The organism is Sphingobacterium ginsenosidimutans (genome assembly GCF_039536865.1).
GTDB lineage: Bacteria > Bacteroidota > Bacteroidia > Sphingobacteriales > Sphingobacteriaceae > Sphingobacterium > Sphingobacterium detergens.
In genome coordinates, this window is record NZ_BAAAZK010000007.1 from 961,865 (window position 1) to 978,685 (window position 16,821).

14 protein-coding genes and 1 tRNA gene are annotated in these 16,821 nt (G+C 40.9%); 5 read left to right on the plus strand and 10 right to left on the minus strand.

Going from position 1 to position 16,821, the window contains the following annotated elements:
• Positions 1 to 414: 414 nt before the first annotated feature.
• Complete coding sequence (locus ABFX33_RS16360; protein ID WP_346086890.1) at positions 415 to 2,034, plus strand: hypothetical protein; 1,620 nt, start codon at positions 415 to 417, stop codon at positions 2,032 to 2,034.
• Between the two features lie 57 nt (positions 2,035 to 2,091).
• Positions 2,092 to 2,259, plus strand: a complete 168-nt coding sequence (locus ABFX33_RS16365; protein ID WP_257090927.1) for a hypothetical protein — start codon at positions 2,092 to 2,094, stop codon at positions 2,257 to 2,259.
• A gap of 88 nt (positions 2,260 to 2,347) precedes the next feature.
• Here ABFX33_RS16365 and ABFX33_RS16370 read toward each other — a convergent pair whose 3' ends face one another.
• The 6 genes from ABFX33_RS16370 to ABFX33_RS16395 form a co-directional block, all read right to left on the minus strand.
• Positions 2,348 to 3,517 carry an alpha-hydroxy acid oxidase gene (locus ABFX33_RS16370; protein WP_257090928.1) on the minus strand — a complete coding sequence of 390 codons (1,170 nt, stop codon included), beginning with the start codon at positions 3,515 to 3,517 and terminating at the stop codon, positions 2,348 to 2,350.
• An 89-nt stretch (positions 3,518 to 3,606) separates the two neighbouring features.
• Positions 3,607 to 4,377, minus strand: a complete 771-nt coding sequence (locus ABFX33_RS16375) for an SDR family NAD(P)-dependent oxidoreductase (RefSeq protein WP_257090929.1) — start codon at positions 4,375 to 4,377, stop codon at positions 3,607 to 3,609.
• A 60-nt stretch (positions 4,378 to 4,437) separates the two neighbouring features.
• On the minus strand, positions 4,438 to 6,075 hold the full coding sequence (locus tag ABFX33_RS16380; protein ID WP_346086891.1) for a sodium:solute symporter: 1,638 nt from the start codon (positions 6,073 to 6,075) through the stop codon (positions 4,438 to 4,440).
• Positions 6,076 to 6,084: 9 nt separating this feature from the next.
• On the minus strand, positions 6,085 to 7,305 hold the full coding sequence (locus tag ABFX33_RS16385) for an enolase C-terminal domain-like protein (protein WP_257090932.1): 1,221 nt from the start codon (positions 7,303 to 7,305) through the stop codon (positions 6,085 to 6,087).
• Positions 7,306 to 7,348: 43 nt separating this feature from the next.
• A complete protein-coding gene (locus tag ABFX33_RS16390) occupies positions 7,349 to 8,395 on the minus strand; it encodes an alpha-L-fucosidase (protein ID WP_346086892.1) in 1,047 nt (348 codons plus the stop codon).
• Between the two features lie 41 nt (positions 8,396 to 8,436).
• On the minus strand, positions 8,437 to 8,874 hold the full coding sequence (locus tag ABFX33_RS16395) for an L-rhamnose mutarotase (protein WP_346086893.1): 438 nt from the start codon (positions 8,872 to 8,874) through the stop codon (positions 8,437 to 8,439).
• A 184-nt stretch (positions 8,875 to 9,058) separates the two neighbouring features.
• Here ABFX33_RS16395 and ABFX33_RS16400 point away from each other — a divergent pair, with 184 nt between their 5' ends.
• Positions 9,059 to 9,925, plus strand: a complete 867-nt coding sequence (locus ABFX33_RS16400; protein ID WP_120257419.1) for an AraC family transcriptional regulator — start codon at positions 9,059 to 9,061, stop codon at positions 9,923 to 9,925.
• A gap of 50 nt (positions 9,926 to 9,975) precedes the next feature.
• Here ABFX33_RS16400 and ABFX33_RS16405 read toward each other — a convergent pair whose 3' ends face one another.
• A complete protein-coding gene (locus ABFX33_RS16405; protein WP_257090936.1) occupies positions 9,976 to 10,536 on the minus strand; it encodes a DUF4230 domain-containing protein in 561 nt (186 codons plus the stop codon).
• 201 nt (positions 10,537 to 10,737) lie between these two features.
• Here ABFX33_RS16405 and ABFX33_RS16410 point away from each other — a divergent pair.
• Positions 10,738 to 10,811, plus strand: a tRNA-His gene (locus ABFX33_RS16410).
• Positions 10,812 to 10,921: 110 nt separating this feature from the next.
• Here ABFX33_RS16410 and ABFX33_RS16415 read toward each other — a convergent pair.
• Both ABFX33_RS16415 and ABFX33_RS16420 read right to left on the minus strand, forming a co-directional pair.
• Positions 10,922 to 12,262 carry a M60 family metallopeptidase gene (locus tag ABFX33_RS16415; protein WP_346086894.1) on the minus strand — a complete coding sequence of 447 codons (1,341 nt, stop codon included), beginning with the start codon at positions 12,260 to 12,262 and terminating at the stop codon, positions 10,922 to 10,924.
• A gap of 449 nt (positions 12,263 to 12,711) precedes the next feature.
• Positions 12,712 to 13,341 carry an NAD(P)H-dependent oxidoreductase gene (locus ABFX33_RS16420; protein ID WP_257090939.1) on the minus strand — a complete coding sequence of 210 codons (630 nt, stop codon included), beginning with the start codon at positions 13,339 to 13,341 and terminating at the stop codon, positions 12,712 to 12,714.
• Positions 13,342 to 13,540: 199 nt separating this feature from the next.
• Between ABFX33_RS16420 and ABFX33_RS16425 the strand changes: the two genes are divergently transcribed.
• Positions 13,541 to 13,894 (plus strand): winged helix-turn-helix transcriptional regulator, encoded by a 354-nt coding sequence (locus tag ABFX33_RS16425; RefSeq protein ID WP_346086895.1) that lies wholly within the window; start codon positions 13,541 to 13,543, stop codon positions 13,892 to 13,894.
• 346 nt (positions 13,895 to 14,240) lie between these two features.
• Here the strand turns inward: ABFX33_RS16425 and ABFX33_RS16430 are convergent, their stop codons facing one another.
• Positions 14,241 to 16,652 carry a TonB-dependent receptor domain-containing protein gene (locus tag ABFX33_RS16430; protein WP_346086896.1) on the minus strand — a complete coding sequence of 804 codons (2,412 nt, stop codon included), beginning with the start codon at positions 16,650 to 16,652 and terminating at the stop codon, positions 14,241 to 14,243.
• Positions 16,653 to 16,821 lie beyond the last annotated feature (169 nt).

Here is a 16,821-nt window from a genome sequence, read left to right on the forward strand (position 1 = left end):
TCATATAAATAGTCTACACGAAAACTGTGCCATAATAGCAGACTTTCTATCATTATAGTCCATTCCGTCGGATTATCTCCCTAAAAACCTAAAATTAATCTACACGAAAATATTAATCCATTAGAACTATAAATAAAACAACAAGCAACACTTTCCAAAACACTTAAAATCAACGTCTAAACATCAATGGTCGTTTGTAGAACTCTCGCTACAGGAAAAATTACTTATTGAAAATCATAATGATTAAACAGAAAGCTATATCTATAATTGCATCAATAAATTTCGACATCTATCAAAAAAACAAACATGAAAATAGGCTTAGCTATTAAGCCTATAAATAAAAAGTAAAAAATCACACAAGTACAAATCAATCAAAAACACTAAGAAACGAAGTAAAATTAAATGTCTACTTACATGAAAACGAAAAATTATCGCAACCTTAAAAACGTACTAATGTTGGGATGCATTATACTGGTTGCTTCAAGTATCTTCTCTTGTAAAAAGAGTGGTGAAACCACAGCCCTAGCAGGGGAAACTGTGGTCAAAATCAATCTTCAGGGAGTTGAGGCTTATAGCGAGGAGGAAAGCAACGCCGTTGGTCAAAAGCAGGGATCCACAAAAGCCGCTACTTCCGTAAACAATGCTTCTGAAGTACAAGAGATGACTGTTCCTTTTGGCAGTAGTTCTTCCATTGACGTTGTATTGACAAATAGCTCAGCTACAACTTCCAATAAAGGATTGATGGCCTCATCGGGCAGCAAAGCAGCAACTACTCCTCAGGTAACGGAGAAACAGCTGGAGAAAGATGTTAAATATAAAGTAGTTGTTTACAATAGTCAAGGGAATTACGTTACAGAAAAGACCTATAGCTATGGTGGAGAAGCTGTAGCGGCCGGAATTGTACTTGATGCCGGAAAATCCTATACGTTTGTAGCTTATTCAACAAATAGCACAAGTACAGTACCTAATATTAACAATCAAAGTACGTTGTCCTCAGCAAGTCTCAATAATATCAATGGTGACTTAATGTATTTTACAAACACGCTGAAATTAACCCCGGGTGTTAATAACCTAAACGTTGTATTGAAACACCGTTTCAGTCAAATTACCACAACCTTGACAATGGATGCCAATATGACCGGGTCAATCACTAAGCTTGAAAACTCTGTGTTTAAACCAAGTCATACATCAGCCAATCTGAAACTTTCGGATGGAGCGCTTACATACAATGGATTGAATGATGCAGGTGTGCAAGCACAATTTCCTGCATTGGGCATTGGACTACGTACAGTTGTCAGCACCCCTTCCCTATTAATCCACCCAGGGACTAGTATAGGAGCACTTAACTTAGGAACATTGATGATCGATGGTGAAACCAAATCAAATCTTAACATTCCAAATGTAAAGATCAATCCAGGACAAAAGTATGATCTGAAACTTAATTTTAAAACTTGTACCCAAGATGTGACCAGTGATGGTCTAAACTGGAGCTACCCCGCTGTTGTCGTTAATGGTAAAACTGGAATCCGTATTGATGGTGTATTTTATCCAAGTGGAACCACTATCTCCAGAAATTTCACTGCGCCAGCTGCTGATTACGGATTTGTGTTTGATATCACCGAACTGGACAATGCTTTCAATATGGAAATTAATGGTGTAAAACTGGCAAAAAATGAAATCCAGTTTGAAGTTGGTGCTTCCTCAGCACAAAATATCCAGTTTCTTGACGGAAGTAAATATGCAGGAACTAATGTAGAAACAAATGGTAGAATTGCTCAAATCTATAATATGCAAGGAACTGCAGCCAATCCGTTGATCAAAGTTGTGATCAGCAGAACCGGTAAAGTAACCATGTTTGGTAGCAAGGTCAATGGTGGACCTTTATATGAACTTGTATTGTACAATGGTAACTCCTTCAATACTTTTCCTTGGGGAAGTACACAGAGCAACACAGTTAAAGTAACTCAGCTTGTTGATGGTCGTACGATCATTAAAGGTGTGGGTGCAGGAAAGAAGAAAATATCTTGTAGCTAGGGACGGAACAAGAATAAATTTAGCAAAAATCGAATAGAATACAATAAATAAAAGACTATGAAAAAGAAATTGGCCTATATCGCACCCAAAGTTAAGACGCTCCTGATCGAACTCGAGCAAGGTATCGCGGCCGCTTCAGCAACCGCTAGACCCGAAAACTCCAAAGGACAAGTCAGTGAACAATGGGAGGTTAGCGACACTGACAACCGAACAATAGATTGGTAACAAACCCATAGAATCAATATGTATAAAGCCGTATTAAACAACGCAAAAATACTGTTTAATACGGCTTTATTACTCCTATAGGAATATATTAAGATAATATCTTCTGTAAACGTTTTGGAAACTCGTCTATCTTCGAAATGCTCAGCTGTTTCATCACCTGAAATAAATGTGCTTTGAACATATTGATGGTATGTTCACCGCCTGCATTTCCTAGGGCACCTACGCCGTACATAAATGGTCGCCCCATGAAGTTAAATTCAGATCCCACAGCATGTGCACGGGCAAGGTCTACTCCAGAACGAATACCACCATCCAACATAATCTTGATTTTGCTTTTATAATCTGGGTTGGCTGCCAGATGAGTCAATGAATTAATGGATGATTCACTGGCGTCAAGCTGTCTTCCACCATGATTAGAGACGATAACACCATCCACGCCCAATGCAATAGCAGCCTGCATATCCTCATCTGTCGCAATTCCTTTTAACACCAAAGGTCCCTTCCATAAATCCCGAATGGCTTTGATCTTTTCAACATCTACTTTACCGGTAAACGTTCTGTTCATAAATTGTCCCAGCTGCGCTAGATCCAGTCCTTTCTCCATATAAGGCTTTAAGGTTGCAAAAGATGGAATACCATGTCTAAGTGTTTCAATTCCCCAGGTAGGACAAGCAAACGTCTGTAAGATATTAGCGATGTTCATCTTTGGTGGCATAGACAATCCACTTTTAATCTCTTTGTACCGAAGTCCAAAAGCAGGAACATCGACCAGAACAACAAGCACAGGACATTCTACCTCTTTCAGACGTCGCAGGATATCATCACGCAGCTTATTTTCTGTAGGATGATAAAGCTGAAACCAAGCTTTACCTTGTGATACCTCAGCAATACGTTCAATACTACTTGTCGATACGGTACTCAATATATAAGGGATATCATTTTCTGCAGCGGCTTTTGCTAGAATTTCTGGAGCATTGGGCCACATTAAGCCCTGTAAACCAATTGGCGAAACACCAAATGGCGCACTGTAATGGCGACCAAAAAGTTCTACAGACATATCAATTTCCCCACTCGTCTGAAGATATTGCGGCTTTAATAAGATATTGTCAAAATCATTTTCATTTCTGGCAAGATTCAGCTCTTCATTGCAACCGCCTATTAAATAGTCAAACGCAAATTTTGGAATTCTTTTCTTTGCCTGTTTTCTCAAGTCTTCAACAGCAGGAAATCGGGTATTGTATGTAAACTTTTGGCTCATGATTGATGTATTAAATATTGGCAGTGATTTATCTGCGCGCCAAATATACTATATAATTTGAAATTAGTTCGCTATTTATCAATAATCTCCTAGCTATTCCGACGGTAGCCAAGCTCGGCACCACCACTCACAGGCAGGTTTACCCCGGTAATAAACCGGGCACTGTCTGACAATAAAAACAGGCAGGTATCTGCGATTACATCCCCTTCCGGGCAATAACCCAAGAGGTGGATATCTTTTAGAAAACCAAATACCTGTTCCGGCTCCGCCTGCTCCGAAGCCCATTGCTGAAGCATAGGCGTCATCACCGCTGCGGGCATGACAGAATTCACCCTGATCCCCAATGCTGCGTAATCTATTGCCATTGATTTGGTCAGGGCATTGACAGCCCCTTTTGTTGCGGCATAAGCAGCATGGTTTTCCTGGCCAATTTCCGCCACTAGGCTACTTGTATTTAATATACATCCTCTTGAGGCTTTCAAGTGAGGAAAACCATATCGTGTTGTCAACAAAATACTTTTTACATTGACATCGAACAATCTGGTCCATTCCTGCTCCGTGGTGTCATGCAATGGCTTTGATGGACTCGCAAGACCAGCGTTATTGTGAATGGCATCTAATCGCCCAAAGGTTGCAACGGTTTGGTCTATCGCTGCCTTCACATCCTCCTCCTGGGAAAAATCAGCACAGATACCCAGATGTGGAGCACCCAATAATTCGCCTGTAGCAGCAACGGAGGCCTGATCAAGGCCGATAAAAACAACTTGGGCCCCAGCCTTTGCATAGGCCTGCGCACATGCCAGACCGATTCCAGCAGTACCACCACTGATTAATATCACTTTATCCTTCAATCTATTCACGATAAATCTATAAAAGCTTATTCAATTAATTCTAAGATCTAAAATACGACAAGTAACTTCTTACCTGAAAATTATGTATAAAATTGTGACAATAGCCAACAATAGTCCCGATAAAACGCGGTAATTCCCGATTCCTTTCCATGCGGCCCCACGAAGTGGCTCCAATGGACTCTTCCAATAGAGCTGTTCGCTTTCCGCGTTGTGTTGTACCGGATACCAATATGATAAGATAATCTGAATGATCATACAGGTCAAGAAAAGGTAGAATGCCATCATCATAAATGGAGTTTGTCCGATCCAGGAATCTGGCAGAACCTTATTCAGAATAAAGACCCCCATACCCAAAAAAGATCCAATCCAGAGGGTCAATTTAGCCGATACCGCCGAAGCTTTCCGCCAGAAGACGCCTAAGAGGAATACACAGGTTATGGGAGGCGCAATATGGGCGATCACGTCGTTGATCCCATTAAAAATACTCTCATATCTGTCCAGTAATGGCAGTAGAGCCAGCGAAAAAGCCATCGCGATCACAGCGGATATTTTCCCGATACGGATAAGCTGCTTATCCGTGGCCTGTGGCTTCCGTTGCTTAAAAATGTCGTAACTAACCATCGTGGAAATCGAATTAAGGGCGCCAGAAATCTGACTCATCAACCCGGACAACAAAGCCGCCACAAGGATCCCGATCAGGCCAGAAGGCAACAGCTGCGTGATCATCAGCGTGTATATTCCTTTGGAATTCACATGGCCTGCCGCGTCCAAGCCCAGGCTACTTAGATCAAGATGCCCACTCTTAAAGAGGGTGTAGGCGAATAATCCGGGCAATACAAAAATAAATACGGGCAAAATTTTCAGAATACCACAGAACAGCGCGCCCACACGACCATGATTCTCATCCTTCGCCCCCAGTACACGTTGGACAATCGTCTGATCTGCGCACCAATACCAGATCCCCAGAATGGGATAACCAAAGAACACTGCATACCAGGGCATGCCACTGCTGTCATCAGCGCCACGGAGCATGGACAACCGGTCGAGTCCACCTTCAGCGATCAGTACATCTTTCATCGGTATCCACCCACCCATGCGATCGAATGCTGCAAAACTGATGATAAATGCGCCGGCTAATAATACAATGGTCTGAATGGATTCCGTGACAACTACCGCACGCAGCCCACCAAGGATAGTATAGATTCCGGTAATAACACAAATTACTGTAATACTCAAATACATATTAATCCCAAAAAGTGTCTTCAGCACGATACCTCCTGCCAACATCGAAAAGGCGATATGGATCACTATGGCAGATATTATGGAAATAAATGTCAGCCAATCTCTACTGGAACGGTCATACCTTCTTTCCAGGAAATCCGGGAGCGTTGCCACACCGGACTTGAGGTAGAACGGTACAAAAAACAAAGCCAATAGGACCAAAGTAAATGCGGCCATCCATTCAAAGTTTCCATTAAGCAAACCCGTATCAAATCCACTTTGCGCAAGACTTACCAAGTGTACAGTGGATATATTTGTCGCAAAGAGTGCTAATCCGATTGCTGGCCACCGCAAGCTTTTGCCGGCGAGAAAATAACCTTCGGCCGTCCCTGTATTTCTCTTACTGCCGATACCGGCGCGGATACCGACAATCAGAATCAATGCAATATAGGCTACTGCGATACCCAAATCTATATTTCCTAACATAAGTTAATTTTAGATTAAGTCACAACTACTTCCAGCTTCCATCGGCGTCCGATAAACACCATTTTCGATGACTACGGGATGTACGAAGCGAGATTTGAGATGTGGAATATGTTCAAGAAACAGGGCTTCATGCCCAAGACTAATGTGATTAAACAACACCAGGTGCTGGTGCAGTTGTCCCATATCGCCTACATGCGGTACCACAGGGATGCCATATTTGCGACAGAGTAAACTGACCGTAATAAATTCGCTCACCCCGCCGACACGGACTGCATCTACCTGTACAAAACCTGCGGCTCCCAACTGGAGGTAGTTTTTGAATAAAATCCGATTAGGGACATGTTCCCCCATAGCGACCTTTATCGGCGCAATGGCATCGGTCAGTATCTTATGCGCAACAATATCATCTGGATGTGTCGGCTCTTCCACCCAAAATGGATTCATTGCCTTGAGCTCTTGACATATTGCCAGCGCCTGCGGTAATGTCCATTGTTGATTGGCATCCAGCATGACTGTTGCCTGATCACCAGCAACCTCCCGAACAATATGGGCCCGTCTGATATCACGGAGCGGATCCGCGCTACCCACTTTCAGTTTCATGGCCGTAAAGCCCTTTGCAATAGCCCGTTTACAGTTTTCTCTGACCTGGGCGTCCGAATAGTTAAACCAGCCAACAGAGGTATCGTAACCCGTATATCCCTTTTCGATAATTTTCATTCGTTCCTGACGACCCTCTCTATTTGTAGCAATCAGCGCAATAGCCTCTTGCTTTGTCAGCTCATCTTCCAGATAGGAAAGATCCAGGGTATTGACAATTTCCTCTGGCGTTAGATCAACCAATAATTTCCAGAGCGGAACAGCCCGGGTTTTCGCCCATAAGTCAAAACAGGCATTTGTCACCGACGCCAGCGCTAGATGCACAATACCCTTGTGCGGTCCTAACCAACGAAACTGCTGCTCATTGCTCAGTGTATTGAAGATCGCGCCAAAGTTTGCCATCAGCTCTTCGATGGCTATTCCTTTGAGCCGCTCGGCATAAAACGCTGCAGCCTGACAGACCAGTTCATTTCCAGCACCTATGGTGAATGCCAAGCCAGTGCCCACACGTCCTTTATCATCTAACAAATGGGTAACTGCATAAGAATATACAGGATCTTTATGTATAGCATCGCTACCTGCTCCGGTATTTAAGGGAAATCGGCGATCCTGGATATCGTACGTTGTAATCATACTAATACTAATTTTTATAATCTATGGATAAGTGGATTCTGCTTTATAATTTTAATTTTTCTTTCAACTGGAGCAGCAACGCGACATCTGTCTCCTTGATACGTCCTTCCCTATTGGGGCCAACATTCAAAATCAGTATATTATCCTGCGCGGTTGCTGTCCGGTAGATATCTTCCAGTTCTGCAAGCGTCTTGTACTTTTTGTCTGTTGTATTATAAAACCAGCGCTCGCCAAGTACAACCGTTGTCTCGAAAGGCATGTAGTAGATATTCCCCTGTGCGGTAAAGAGTTTGGGATCAGGTGTGCCTGGCAAATATGGATCACCTAAACGGAAGTCACTTGGGAAATAACGTATTGGGAACAAATTCTGTTGATCCTTGGGCTGCACAACGTGTTTATCCGCATTTTCGGGACTACCAATGGTCCAATTGATACCCACCTGACACTGAGGAGCCTTACTTTTGACCAGGGTATATATTTCCTGTGCGGGCCATCTATAATTCTCCTTTTCCCAGCCACCATCCAACCAAAGTTCGACGATATCTGTATACTTCTTGGTCATATCCAGCAATTCCGTCAATTGATTGAGCATATAGGTATTATAGGCTCTATCCGCTTTTCTGTCATTTACATTCCCATTCTGTTTCCGGTCCCACAAGGAATAATAAAGTCCCAGACGGATGCCTTGCTTACGGCATTCCTTTGCCAGCGCCTCCACAACATTCGTCTTGTTAGCTGAATTTGCCACATCATAATCGGTATATTTACTATCCCATAAGCAAAAACCATCGTGATGCTTGCTTACCAATATGATATATTTCATTCCAGCAGCTTTCGCCGTAGATACCCATTGTTTTGCATCAATGGTTGTTGGCGCATAAGAACTGGCAGGTTTCGATCCGTCCGTCCACTCCTGATCGTGAAAGGTATTTATACCAAAATGGATAAACATCCCATACTTGCGATCGATCTGCTCCTGTTGGTATCGATTGGGTTTATCGGATGCTGTGGGTATAACAACTTTCGTCTGGGCGAATACTTTAGCGGCCAATAAGCATAAGGTTAAACTAAAAAACACATGCTTCTTCATAATTTTTTTTGTTTTAGGTTATTATTCGGATTTTGTTTCGGTTAGTTGGTATGAAATACCTCTTCCATATCCGACCAGACCGCTCCTTTTGCACGGGCATCCGGGAGTGGCATCTGGCAAGGATCTGTTTCCTTCCACCAACGTTGCGTTTCGGGATCAGCGGCCATCCGTTGCATATCGGCATCAAAATCCGCTCCGGTATACTCAAAATAACTGAATAGATAATGCCGCCCATCGACCTCTTTCAGAAAAATAGAATAGTTCTGGATATGGCATTCCTTAATTTTCCCCAGCACCGACGGCCATGCACCCGCGTGAAGTTTTTTGTAATATTCCAATTTTTCGGCTTTTAAACCTGTAATGGAAGCATAGCGTTTAACAGATTTAGATTCCTGACCCCGTCCACAGCAAACCATTAAAATGGAGATTGCACACACGAGCGTAAAGGATACAAATGGAACTAACTTTTTTAATATCATATTTAGGTATTCTTGTTATCAATACTCCTTTTTACATAAAGCTAAACTACTACTCTTAGGACAATAAAACTGTGCCTAGATTGCTCAATATTGACACTATATTAACGACATTTCGACTATCGTTTCGTATTTATGACAAAATAAGCTATATTTAACATCCATTAAATAACATAATAACCAGTAAATGAAACCCATCTTCACTAAAATATTGGAGGGATCCGAGATAGCGACATTTGCAACAAAAGAAGTTTGCCAGCCTTTTTTTTCCACGGAATTCCATTTTCACAGTGCCTGTCAGATGACTTATATTGTCCAAAGTGAGGGTAAACGTATTATAGGGGACAGTATCGACAGTTTTTCGACCGATGAGTTGACTTTTGTGGGACCTGACCTACCCCATGTTTGGCACAATGACAGCTCGAATCAGGATTCAACAGATCTATCGCGCTCAATGGCACTTTATGTCGAACCTAAATTACTCTTAGAAGTATTGGGACAGCTTTTTAAAACACATAAGATAGAGGCTTTTCTGACTGCCTCCAAGCGGGGACTTCTATTTCGGGGAGAAACAAAGCAGCAGCTAAAACACAAACTGGAACAAATAGTTCATCTCGACTACGGTTTTAAAAAAACAATATTGCTGCTTGAAATCATCGAATTGTTGATTACAACTGATGAATATGAATATCTTTCCAGTCCAGGTTACACACACAATTACAGTTCGATGGACAATGAGAAAATCGACCGTATCTTTAAGTTTGTGTTCAACAACTTTACAAAAGAGATTCCGCTGGACCAGGTTGCGACCCTAGCGAATATGTCCAAACATTCGTTCTGTCGTTATTTTAAGTCCCGTACACAAAAGACCTTTGTTCAGTTTGTCAATGAAGTACGCATCAGCGAATCATGCCGGCTGATTACCGAAAATAAATTACAGATCACCAACATAGCCTTTGCCTGTGGTTTCAATAGCCTTTCGAATTTTAATAAAATTTTTAAATCCATTAAAGGTATTACCCCAAGTAGGTACAGATCACATATACAGCGTTAAAACAAAGCTTTCTGAGGGCAAGAAAAAATCAACATGAGCCTAACACCCATCTACTCAAAAGTAAGGTTGATCTTCGAAAAGCCCAATCCTTGCAACAATGGTTTGAACACAGTTGTTGCATTTGCTTTGGTTTGTTGCAGGATATCGGATTTCTTCACGTCATCCGCTACAGCTTTTTCAGCAGTTTTATAAGCTTCATCAACCAATTCTGCCTCTCGCAGGAAGGCCATTTTGGTATCATATACCTTTGATGCCTCGTGGTCAATCTTAATGTAACAGATCTCCGGGGCCGGCAATTTAATGGAAACAGAGTCCCCTACCACCTTAATATCCTCCGGTGTCAGTTTTGTTAAGTTCACACAGCCAACAGCATCCGCTTTGACAATTAGCAATACACTTGCTGTAGGCAAGAAGGTATTGATATTTTTATGTTCAACAACATCGCTGTAGCGATATTTCACCAATTCCAATTTCCCCATAGCTTCAATGCGATCAACCAGAAGCTGATGCTTGCTTTCCACCCGTGGTCCGCTGTTATATTTTTGATAGACAAACCAAGCTCCCACTGCCAAAATGGCTACGACAATTAAAAATTTCAAAAATTTTCCCATAAATAGTATAATACAAATAATAGACCAAGGTCCAATTATGGCCATTTGAACCGAAAATGTTACGCGAATATTATCTTTTGTCGCCTTTCAATATGCTCCGATAAAAATATACCATTTGATAGACAATTGTTTAATCAAAAAGTTTAAAAAACATTTGGAAGATATGGGCTATAATACTACTTTTGTGACATCAAAATCACGGTAGGTATAGCTCAGTTGGTTAGAGCACTAGATTGTGGTTCTAGGGGTCGTCGGTTCGAGCCCGATTACTTACCCAAAAGGCAGATCATTAAAATGATCTGCCTTTTTTGATTTTCAATATGTCCAGTCTTCGAAACCTATTGAGACAATTTGGACGCTGTAGGGGACAATGATATCAAATCATTTAATCCCTTAACAAGGTAATATCCTGAGCCGGTGCAGTTAAACTAAGGTTAGCGATTTCTGTATACACAGATTCATCAACTTTGAAGCCCCATTTTCTAAAGAAATCTGAGAGATCCTTTTGTGTAATCTGACAGGCTGAAAGCATAAAATAACGCATCTTTTCGGCATCGGTAGAAACGGTTGGTCGATTTTCACGTGTAGATCTACTCAAATTAATATAGAGGTTATCGCCAAATGCCAACCATAACTGATGGAACATAATCATTTTTAGATCATTATCACCCGCATTAAAATTACGGTCTGCTATATTCTTTTGAAAGTAAGTATCTAATTTTGGCCAGGAATTATTTGCGGTTATACGGCTCACAGGAATACCAAATCCTCTTTCGCTGGCCAATGAATAGACATTGACTGTTGTTTCGGTGAGATTGCCCCAAGTCCAGGCCTTTTGCTGATAAGTGTGCCCCACTTCATGCCAGATTCCCCAACCGTTTGTATTGGAAAGATACTTAGGTTGCAGCATTCGATACGATAAAGATTCTGTAAAATAAATAGAAATACCAGCTGCCATATACCCTCCAGCAGAAGAATCTCTAACCGTAATCAAATGTTTGTTATAAGGAATTGCATGTACGCCACTTGTTCCGCTCAATCCACTAATATAATTTGAAAAGCCGATGATAGAGTCCAGTCGGTCTACAATTAACTGCTGATCTTCGTTCTGATATAAAAGGGCTTCATCCATATTGGCGACCATAATCGTACGGTCAGAAGAGAACATGACATCCGGCGCGCTGTTTTTTAACGAGTCTAGTGTGACCAGCCATTGCGCATGTGTTGTTTTTCCCTTCTGAAAATACGGAACAGGAATAAAGCCATCTCCAAAGGTCACTTCAATTTCTCCCGGAGTACTGTAATTGTTGGCGGTATAAATCACATACACCAAACCTCCATACTGATCAGCCGTGAAGGTCTGCGTTCCAGCCTGAAGATTAAAATACTGTCTAACAGGTCGAATATTATCTCGAAAAGGCGTACCAATTGCCAGACGGGCAACAGTAGTACCCGTATTGATTTTTACATTCAGTGTAATTGTGCTATTGGGAGCGACATAAAATCCCGTCGCCTGCATATCGTTGTGATTTGCTCTGAATTGTAGCCGATCCACCTCTGTGGATGCCGATGGTGTAATTTTGAAGATCTGTACGCTGTCTGCAATGGCCAGTGCTGGGGATTGTAGATCAGCAAGAGCAGAAACCATCCGCCCAGCATCCTTTTTGCAGGATGAAAATACAGCAATACAACAGAGTGCAATAACATAAAAAATGTTCTTTCTCATTGGTTTTTAAATTAAGTTTATAAATTGTGTTAATTATTTTATTCGCAAGAATACCATCCCAGATTTTTATGTCCGTTACGTATTTTCATCATATTTTTAAATTTCTATAACAAGAAATTTCGTGGTTTAAAATCGGTGGCAATATAGGCGGAAAAGTTTTATAAAATTTCATCAAACGATTGCGTAATTACCGAAAACGTTATAGTGTACAACAAACTCTATAATACAAAAACATGCAAGCTATTATAATTAAATATTAATTATTTTAATTTCCAAAAATTAATTGTGAAAAATTAAAAAAAACTACCCTATAGGTAGTGATGCTGAGCAGGATTAAATGAATTCCAGAAAGTCAATTCCGGCTAATCCAACGGGAAGGAAACTATCCCCTATAATAAATAACAAAAAAAGGGAGCCCAGGCTCCCTTTTTAACAATTAAACGAATGATCTATAGTTCAATAAATAGCTCTTCGTGCGGTCTGCGTACCCGATCTAATTTTGACCACCAGTCATTCTCATCGTCACGATGTCCCAAGGCCATCATGACTGTACTTCTTAATCCTTGCGACTTTAGATCCAGTAGTTCATCCAAAGCATTATTGTCAAAGCCCTCCATCGGGGTTGCGTCAATTTTAAGATCGGCGGCTGCCAATAATCCAAAGCCTAACGCAATATAAGATTGTCGCGAAGCATCGATAAATTGCTCTTCTTTCGTTTTCTTATCCAGTAACCTCAAAAGGTTCAATCTATAAGCGTCAGTTGCTGTTGAAGGAAGGTTGCGGACCTGATTACTATATTCAAAAAAACCATCTACCCGATCCACGGAAATAGCATCCCATGCTGCGAAAACAAGAATATGGGAGGCTTGTAAAATCTGAGGTTGTCCCCAGGCTATTGGCGTCAATTTCGCTCTGATGTCTCGATTACTGACCACAAATACCTTGAATGGCTGAAGACCAGAACTTGTTGGCGCTAAGCGAATGGCCTCAAGGATCTGATCCAATTTTTCTTTCTCAATTGTTTCTCCGTTAAAACTTTTGGTTGCAGATCTCCAATTAAGGGCTTCTTTTAATGACATAACTTTTATCTTTTAATCGTCTTAAAATTCCAATTAATGTAATTCTTTCATTGAAATAGAATCACCTAATTCTTTTTGATGCAACAAAGTTAAAAGTTATTAAGTATCAAATTGCTACTTGTTACCTAGAGGAAACTAGTTACTTTGGAGTAACCAAGTATTGCATAAAACATTTTATACCTTTGTTTTTTATTGCATTATGAAAAAAGAAAAGATTGAAATTGCGCCGGAATGCAACGAACATATTCGTGGTGTCAGGGATACGATGTCCCTATTGGATGGAAAATGGAAAACCTTGATCATTAGTCATCTTTATTATGTCGGTAAAATGCGGTTTATGGATCTCAAAAGACAAGTGGAGGGCGTGGCGTCAAAAACGCTTTCAAAAGAACTAAAAGACCTTGAACTGAACAGGCTTATCACTAGAACACAAAATAATACCATGCCTGTATCGGTTGATTATGAACTGACTGAATTTGGAAAAAGCCTCCATCAGATTATTGATACCATGGGTGCATGGGGAATTAGGTATAGGGAACAGATCTTAAAGTAGCCTGGCTCCCATCTCGCATTAAACTATTTAGCAGAATGCTTTCTCTGTCTAGCCACAGAGGCACTTCAGTTGATCACAACCCTGAATATAGATGGTTTTACGAACAGTGATAAGAAAGCCTTATTTTCAAATCCTAAGGTAATCTCATCAGCTGTATCCGCCACAACGATGAGTGAAATCAGGGGAAAATATCTTCAATTGACTTGTGTGATAAGAAAGATAAATCGACGGTAAAATCCCGCTGTTTATAGAAACAAAAACGACAAATCAATACAATGATCTGCCGTTTTGGGGAGTCTTGGAAAGATTTCAGTTGAATCTACTCCAATTTGATAAGAATCTTCAATTACAGTTTATAGGAAACCGTCGCGACAAAATTTCTTTTTTGCTGTGGATTAACGGACCAATAACCGATATAGTATTGTTTATTATTGATATTGTTCATATTAAAGTTTACGCGGAATTTATGAAAAGAATAAAAAATACTGCCGTTTAAAAGCGCATAACTCGGAAGTTCAAATACACCCGTCACACTATTGTCTATTACCTTATATTTTCCACCGCAGTTACCTCCGATTCCAAAACCGAGATTCCGCAGGTTCCCATGCTGAATCTGATAACTTCCCCAAAGGTTTGCTAAAGTACCTGGCCCTTGTCCTCCGGGAGCACGTCCTTTTTCATTATAGAAATCATTTCCGTTTCCGGCAATTATCTGAATATCATTATAGCTAAATCCGGCCTTTACCGAAACTCCTTGGTAAGGAAGTGCTTCAATATCAAAATCAAAGCCCTTACTTTCTACCTTCCCGCCTTGTACAGATCCGGTTGGTGTACTGTACACCCTATTTGCCACAGTAATGTCGTACAATGCTAATGTGGTCCATAGTCTATCTTTGATCAGGTTCGCTTTGGCACCGAATTCCCATTGATTGGCTCGCTCAGGCTTAAATGACTTTATGCCTATTTTTACATTATTGCCGTCATAGGTTATGTTTGGAGCAATGTTATAGAAAGCGTTCATATAATTAGCAAATACAGAGACTCTATCTTTTACGATCTGGTAAACGATACCGAATTTTGGAGATAGTGCCCATTGGCTATAATCATCGTCTTTATTAGAAACATCACCTTTTGAGTCAAAATAATCTGCGCGCAAGCTCAGCATAACGGAGAGTTTATCCGTAAGATCCACTAGATCGGAACCATACACGCTAAATGAACTATTTTTAATATGGGAGGGATCTCCGGCTTTTGTCTCCGCCAGCAACTTATCTATGGCATCCTTGGTCAATGGAACAGGATCTAATACTGTTTCGTTTTCACCCAATGGTCCTTTTATTTCCCCCTGCGGGCTTACCCTACGTCCAAGCCCCCAACCAGACCCATTTTCCTTGACATCCCTCGAGAAATAGTCAACACCAACCAAAAGTCTGTTCCTTAAACCGGCCAATTTAAAATCACCGTTGAAGTTTTGCTGCAGATCATAAGTTCTTGTCTTTTGATTTTCATTGTGAAAGTACTGGTCAAAAAAATTGCCCTGATTACCCCATATATAGCTGTATATTCCATTCGACTTTACCTTTCCGTATGAAACAACAGTCTGCGAATTCCAGCTCTCATTGATTTTATAAAGCACTTCGCCCTGGATATTGGTCCGTGGGTTTTTGATCGTCAATTCATTGCTTGTAAAGGAAAGCTTGGGATCAAGGTTTAGTTCGTCTATATTTTTAAAGGTAAGCCGTGCTACCCTATCCGAATGGAAAAAAACGGGAGCGACAGCCCTTTTCATATCAAGCAATTCGGTCATCAGATTAACGGTCAACCTGTCATTTACCTGATAGGTCAACGATGGTGCAAAATAAAAGGATTTTTTAAATCCGGCATCCTGAAAACTGTGTTCATGATGATAGGCTGAATTGATCCTGAGTGCCAGGGTTTTACTTTTATTCAGGACGCCATTGAGATCAACTGTCGCCCGATGCAGCTTATTGCTACCGTAGTTGTAGGAAATTTCACCACCATTTTCAAAATATGGTCTTTTCATAATCGTATTGATTACACCACCATACCCATAAAAGCTGGCACCGAATAAAGTCCCAGAAGGTCCTTTCAGGACTTGAATCTCCTCTATTCCGGCCGGATCAAGGATACCGCTTGATAAGCCGGGAAGCCCGTTAACAAGATTACTTTGTGCTTCAAAACCCCGTAAGGAAAAATATGCGCCGCCATCCCCAGCTCTACCCGTAGATTCCCATGTCCGGCTGAGCCCCGAGACATTGCGGATCAGGGCATCATCAAAACTTGTGATTGCCTGTTGTTTTAATAGCTCATGTGAAACGGTGCTATAGACCTGCGGATTCTCTATATTGTTCAATGGCATTTTGGCTACAGCGCTGGTCGTTCGGTTGACTTTGAAAGCAGATACCAGCACCTCCTGCAGTTGTGCGTAGTTCTCATTTAAAGCGAAATCCAGGATAACAGGTTTGTTATTTTCAACGATTACTTCCTTTTCAATCGGATTTAGTCCGGTGAAACTGGCCACAATCTGGTAACTTCCAGGTTTCAATCGGTCAAATTTGTAGTTCCCACTTTTATCCGTCCGAGTCTGTCGGTTAATTCCTTTGATGGTCAAATTGACCGACTCCGCCGGATTACCATCAATTGTCGTTATTTTACCAAAGATACTCGCTGTCTGCGCATTGGCGACTCCTGTAAGCGAAAATATCGCTACTGCAATAGGTATAGATCTGATTCCCATAAAAAAAATTATGGAGCCGAATATAGTACATCCAATGGTATAAATGAAATTAATTAGACTAATTATAAATAATAAAACATTTTGCTATTGACTAACAGGTTAAATAATAGAAATAAAATGATTGCTAAGTAGTGAAAAAATTAGTAAATCGATTATCAGGTCTTTGAGT

Bases quoted from the DNA above. Each gene is read 5' to 3' on its own strand.
- ABFX33_RS16390 (WP_346086892.1), bottom strand. From the start codon at position 8,395: ATGAAGAAGCATGTGTTTTTTAGTTTAACCTTATGCTTATTGGCCGCT.
- ABFX33_RS16420 (WP_257090939.1), bottom strand. From the start codon at position 13,341: ATGTCATTAAAAGAAGCCCTTAATTGGAGATCTGCAACCAAAAGTTTT.
- ABFX33_RS16405 (WP_257090936.1), bottom strand. From the start codon at position 10,536: ATGGGAAAATTTTTGAAATTTTTAATTGTCGTAGCCATTTTGGCAGTG.
- ABFX33_RS16360 (WP_346086890.1), top strand. From the start codon at position 415: ATGAAAACGAAAAATTATCGCAACCTTAAAAACGTACTAATGTTGGGA.
- ABFX33_RS16430 (WP_346086896.1), bottom strand. From the start codon at position 16,652: ATGGGAATCAGATCTATACCTATTGCAGTAGCGATATTTTCGCTTACA.
- ABFX33_RS16415 (WP_346086894.1), bottom strand. From the start codon at position 12,262: ATGAGAAAGAACATTTTTTATGTTATTGCACTCTGTTGTATTGCTGTA.
- ABFX33_RS16370 (WP_257090928.1), bottom strand. From the start codon at position 3,517: ATGAGCCAAAAGTTTACATACAATACCCGATTTCCTGCTGTTGAAGAC.
- ABFX33_RS16395 (WP_346086893.1), bottom strand. From the start codon at position 8,874: ATGATATTAAAAAAGTTAGTTCCATTTGTATCCTTTACGCTCGTGTGT.
- ABFX33_RS16365 (WP_257090927.1), top strand. From the start codon at position 2,092: ATGAAAAAGAAATTGGCCTATATCGCACCCAAAGTTAAGACGCTCCTG.
- ABFX33_RS16400 (WP_120257419.1), top strand. From the start codon at position 9,059: ATGAAACCCATCTTCACTAAAATATTGGAGGGATCCGAGATAGCGACA.
- ABFX33_RS16425 (WP_346086895.1), top strand. From the start codon at position 13,541: ATGAAAAAAGAAAAGATTGAAATTGCGCCGGAATGCAACGAACATATT.
- ABFX33_RS16385 (WP_257090932.1), bottom strand. From the start codon at position 7,305: ATGATTACAACGTACGATATCCAGGATCGCCGATTTCCCTTAAATACC.
- ABFX33_RS16380 (WP_346086891.1), bottom strand. From the start codon at position 6,075: ATGTTAGGAAATATAGATTTGGGTATCGCAGTAGCCTATATTGCATTG.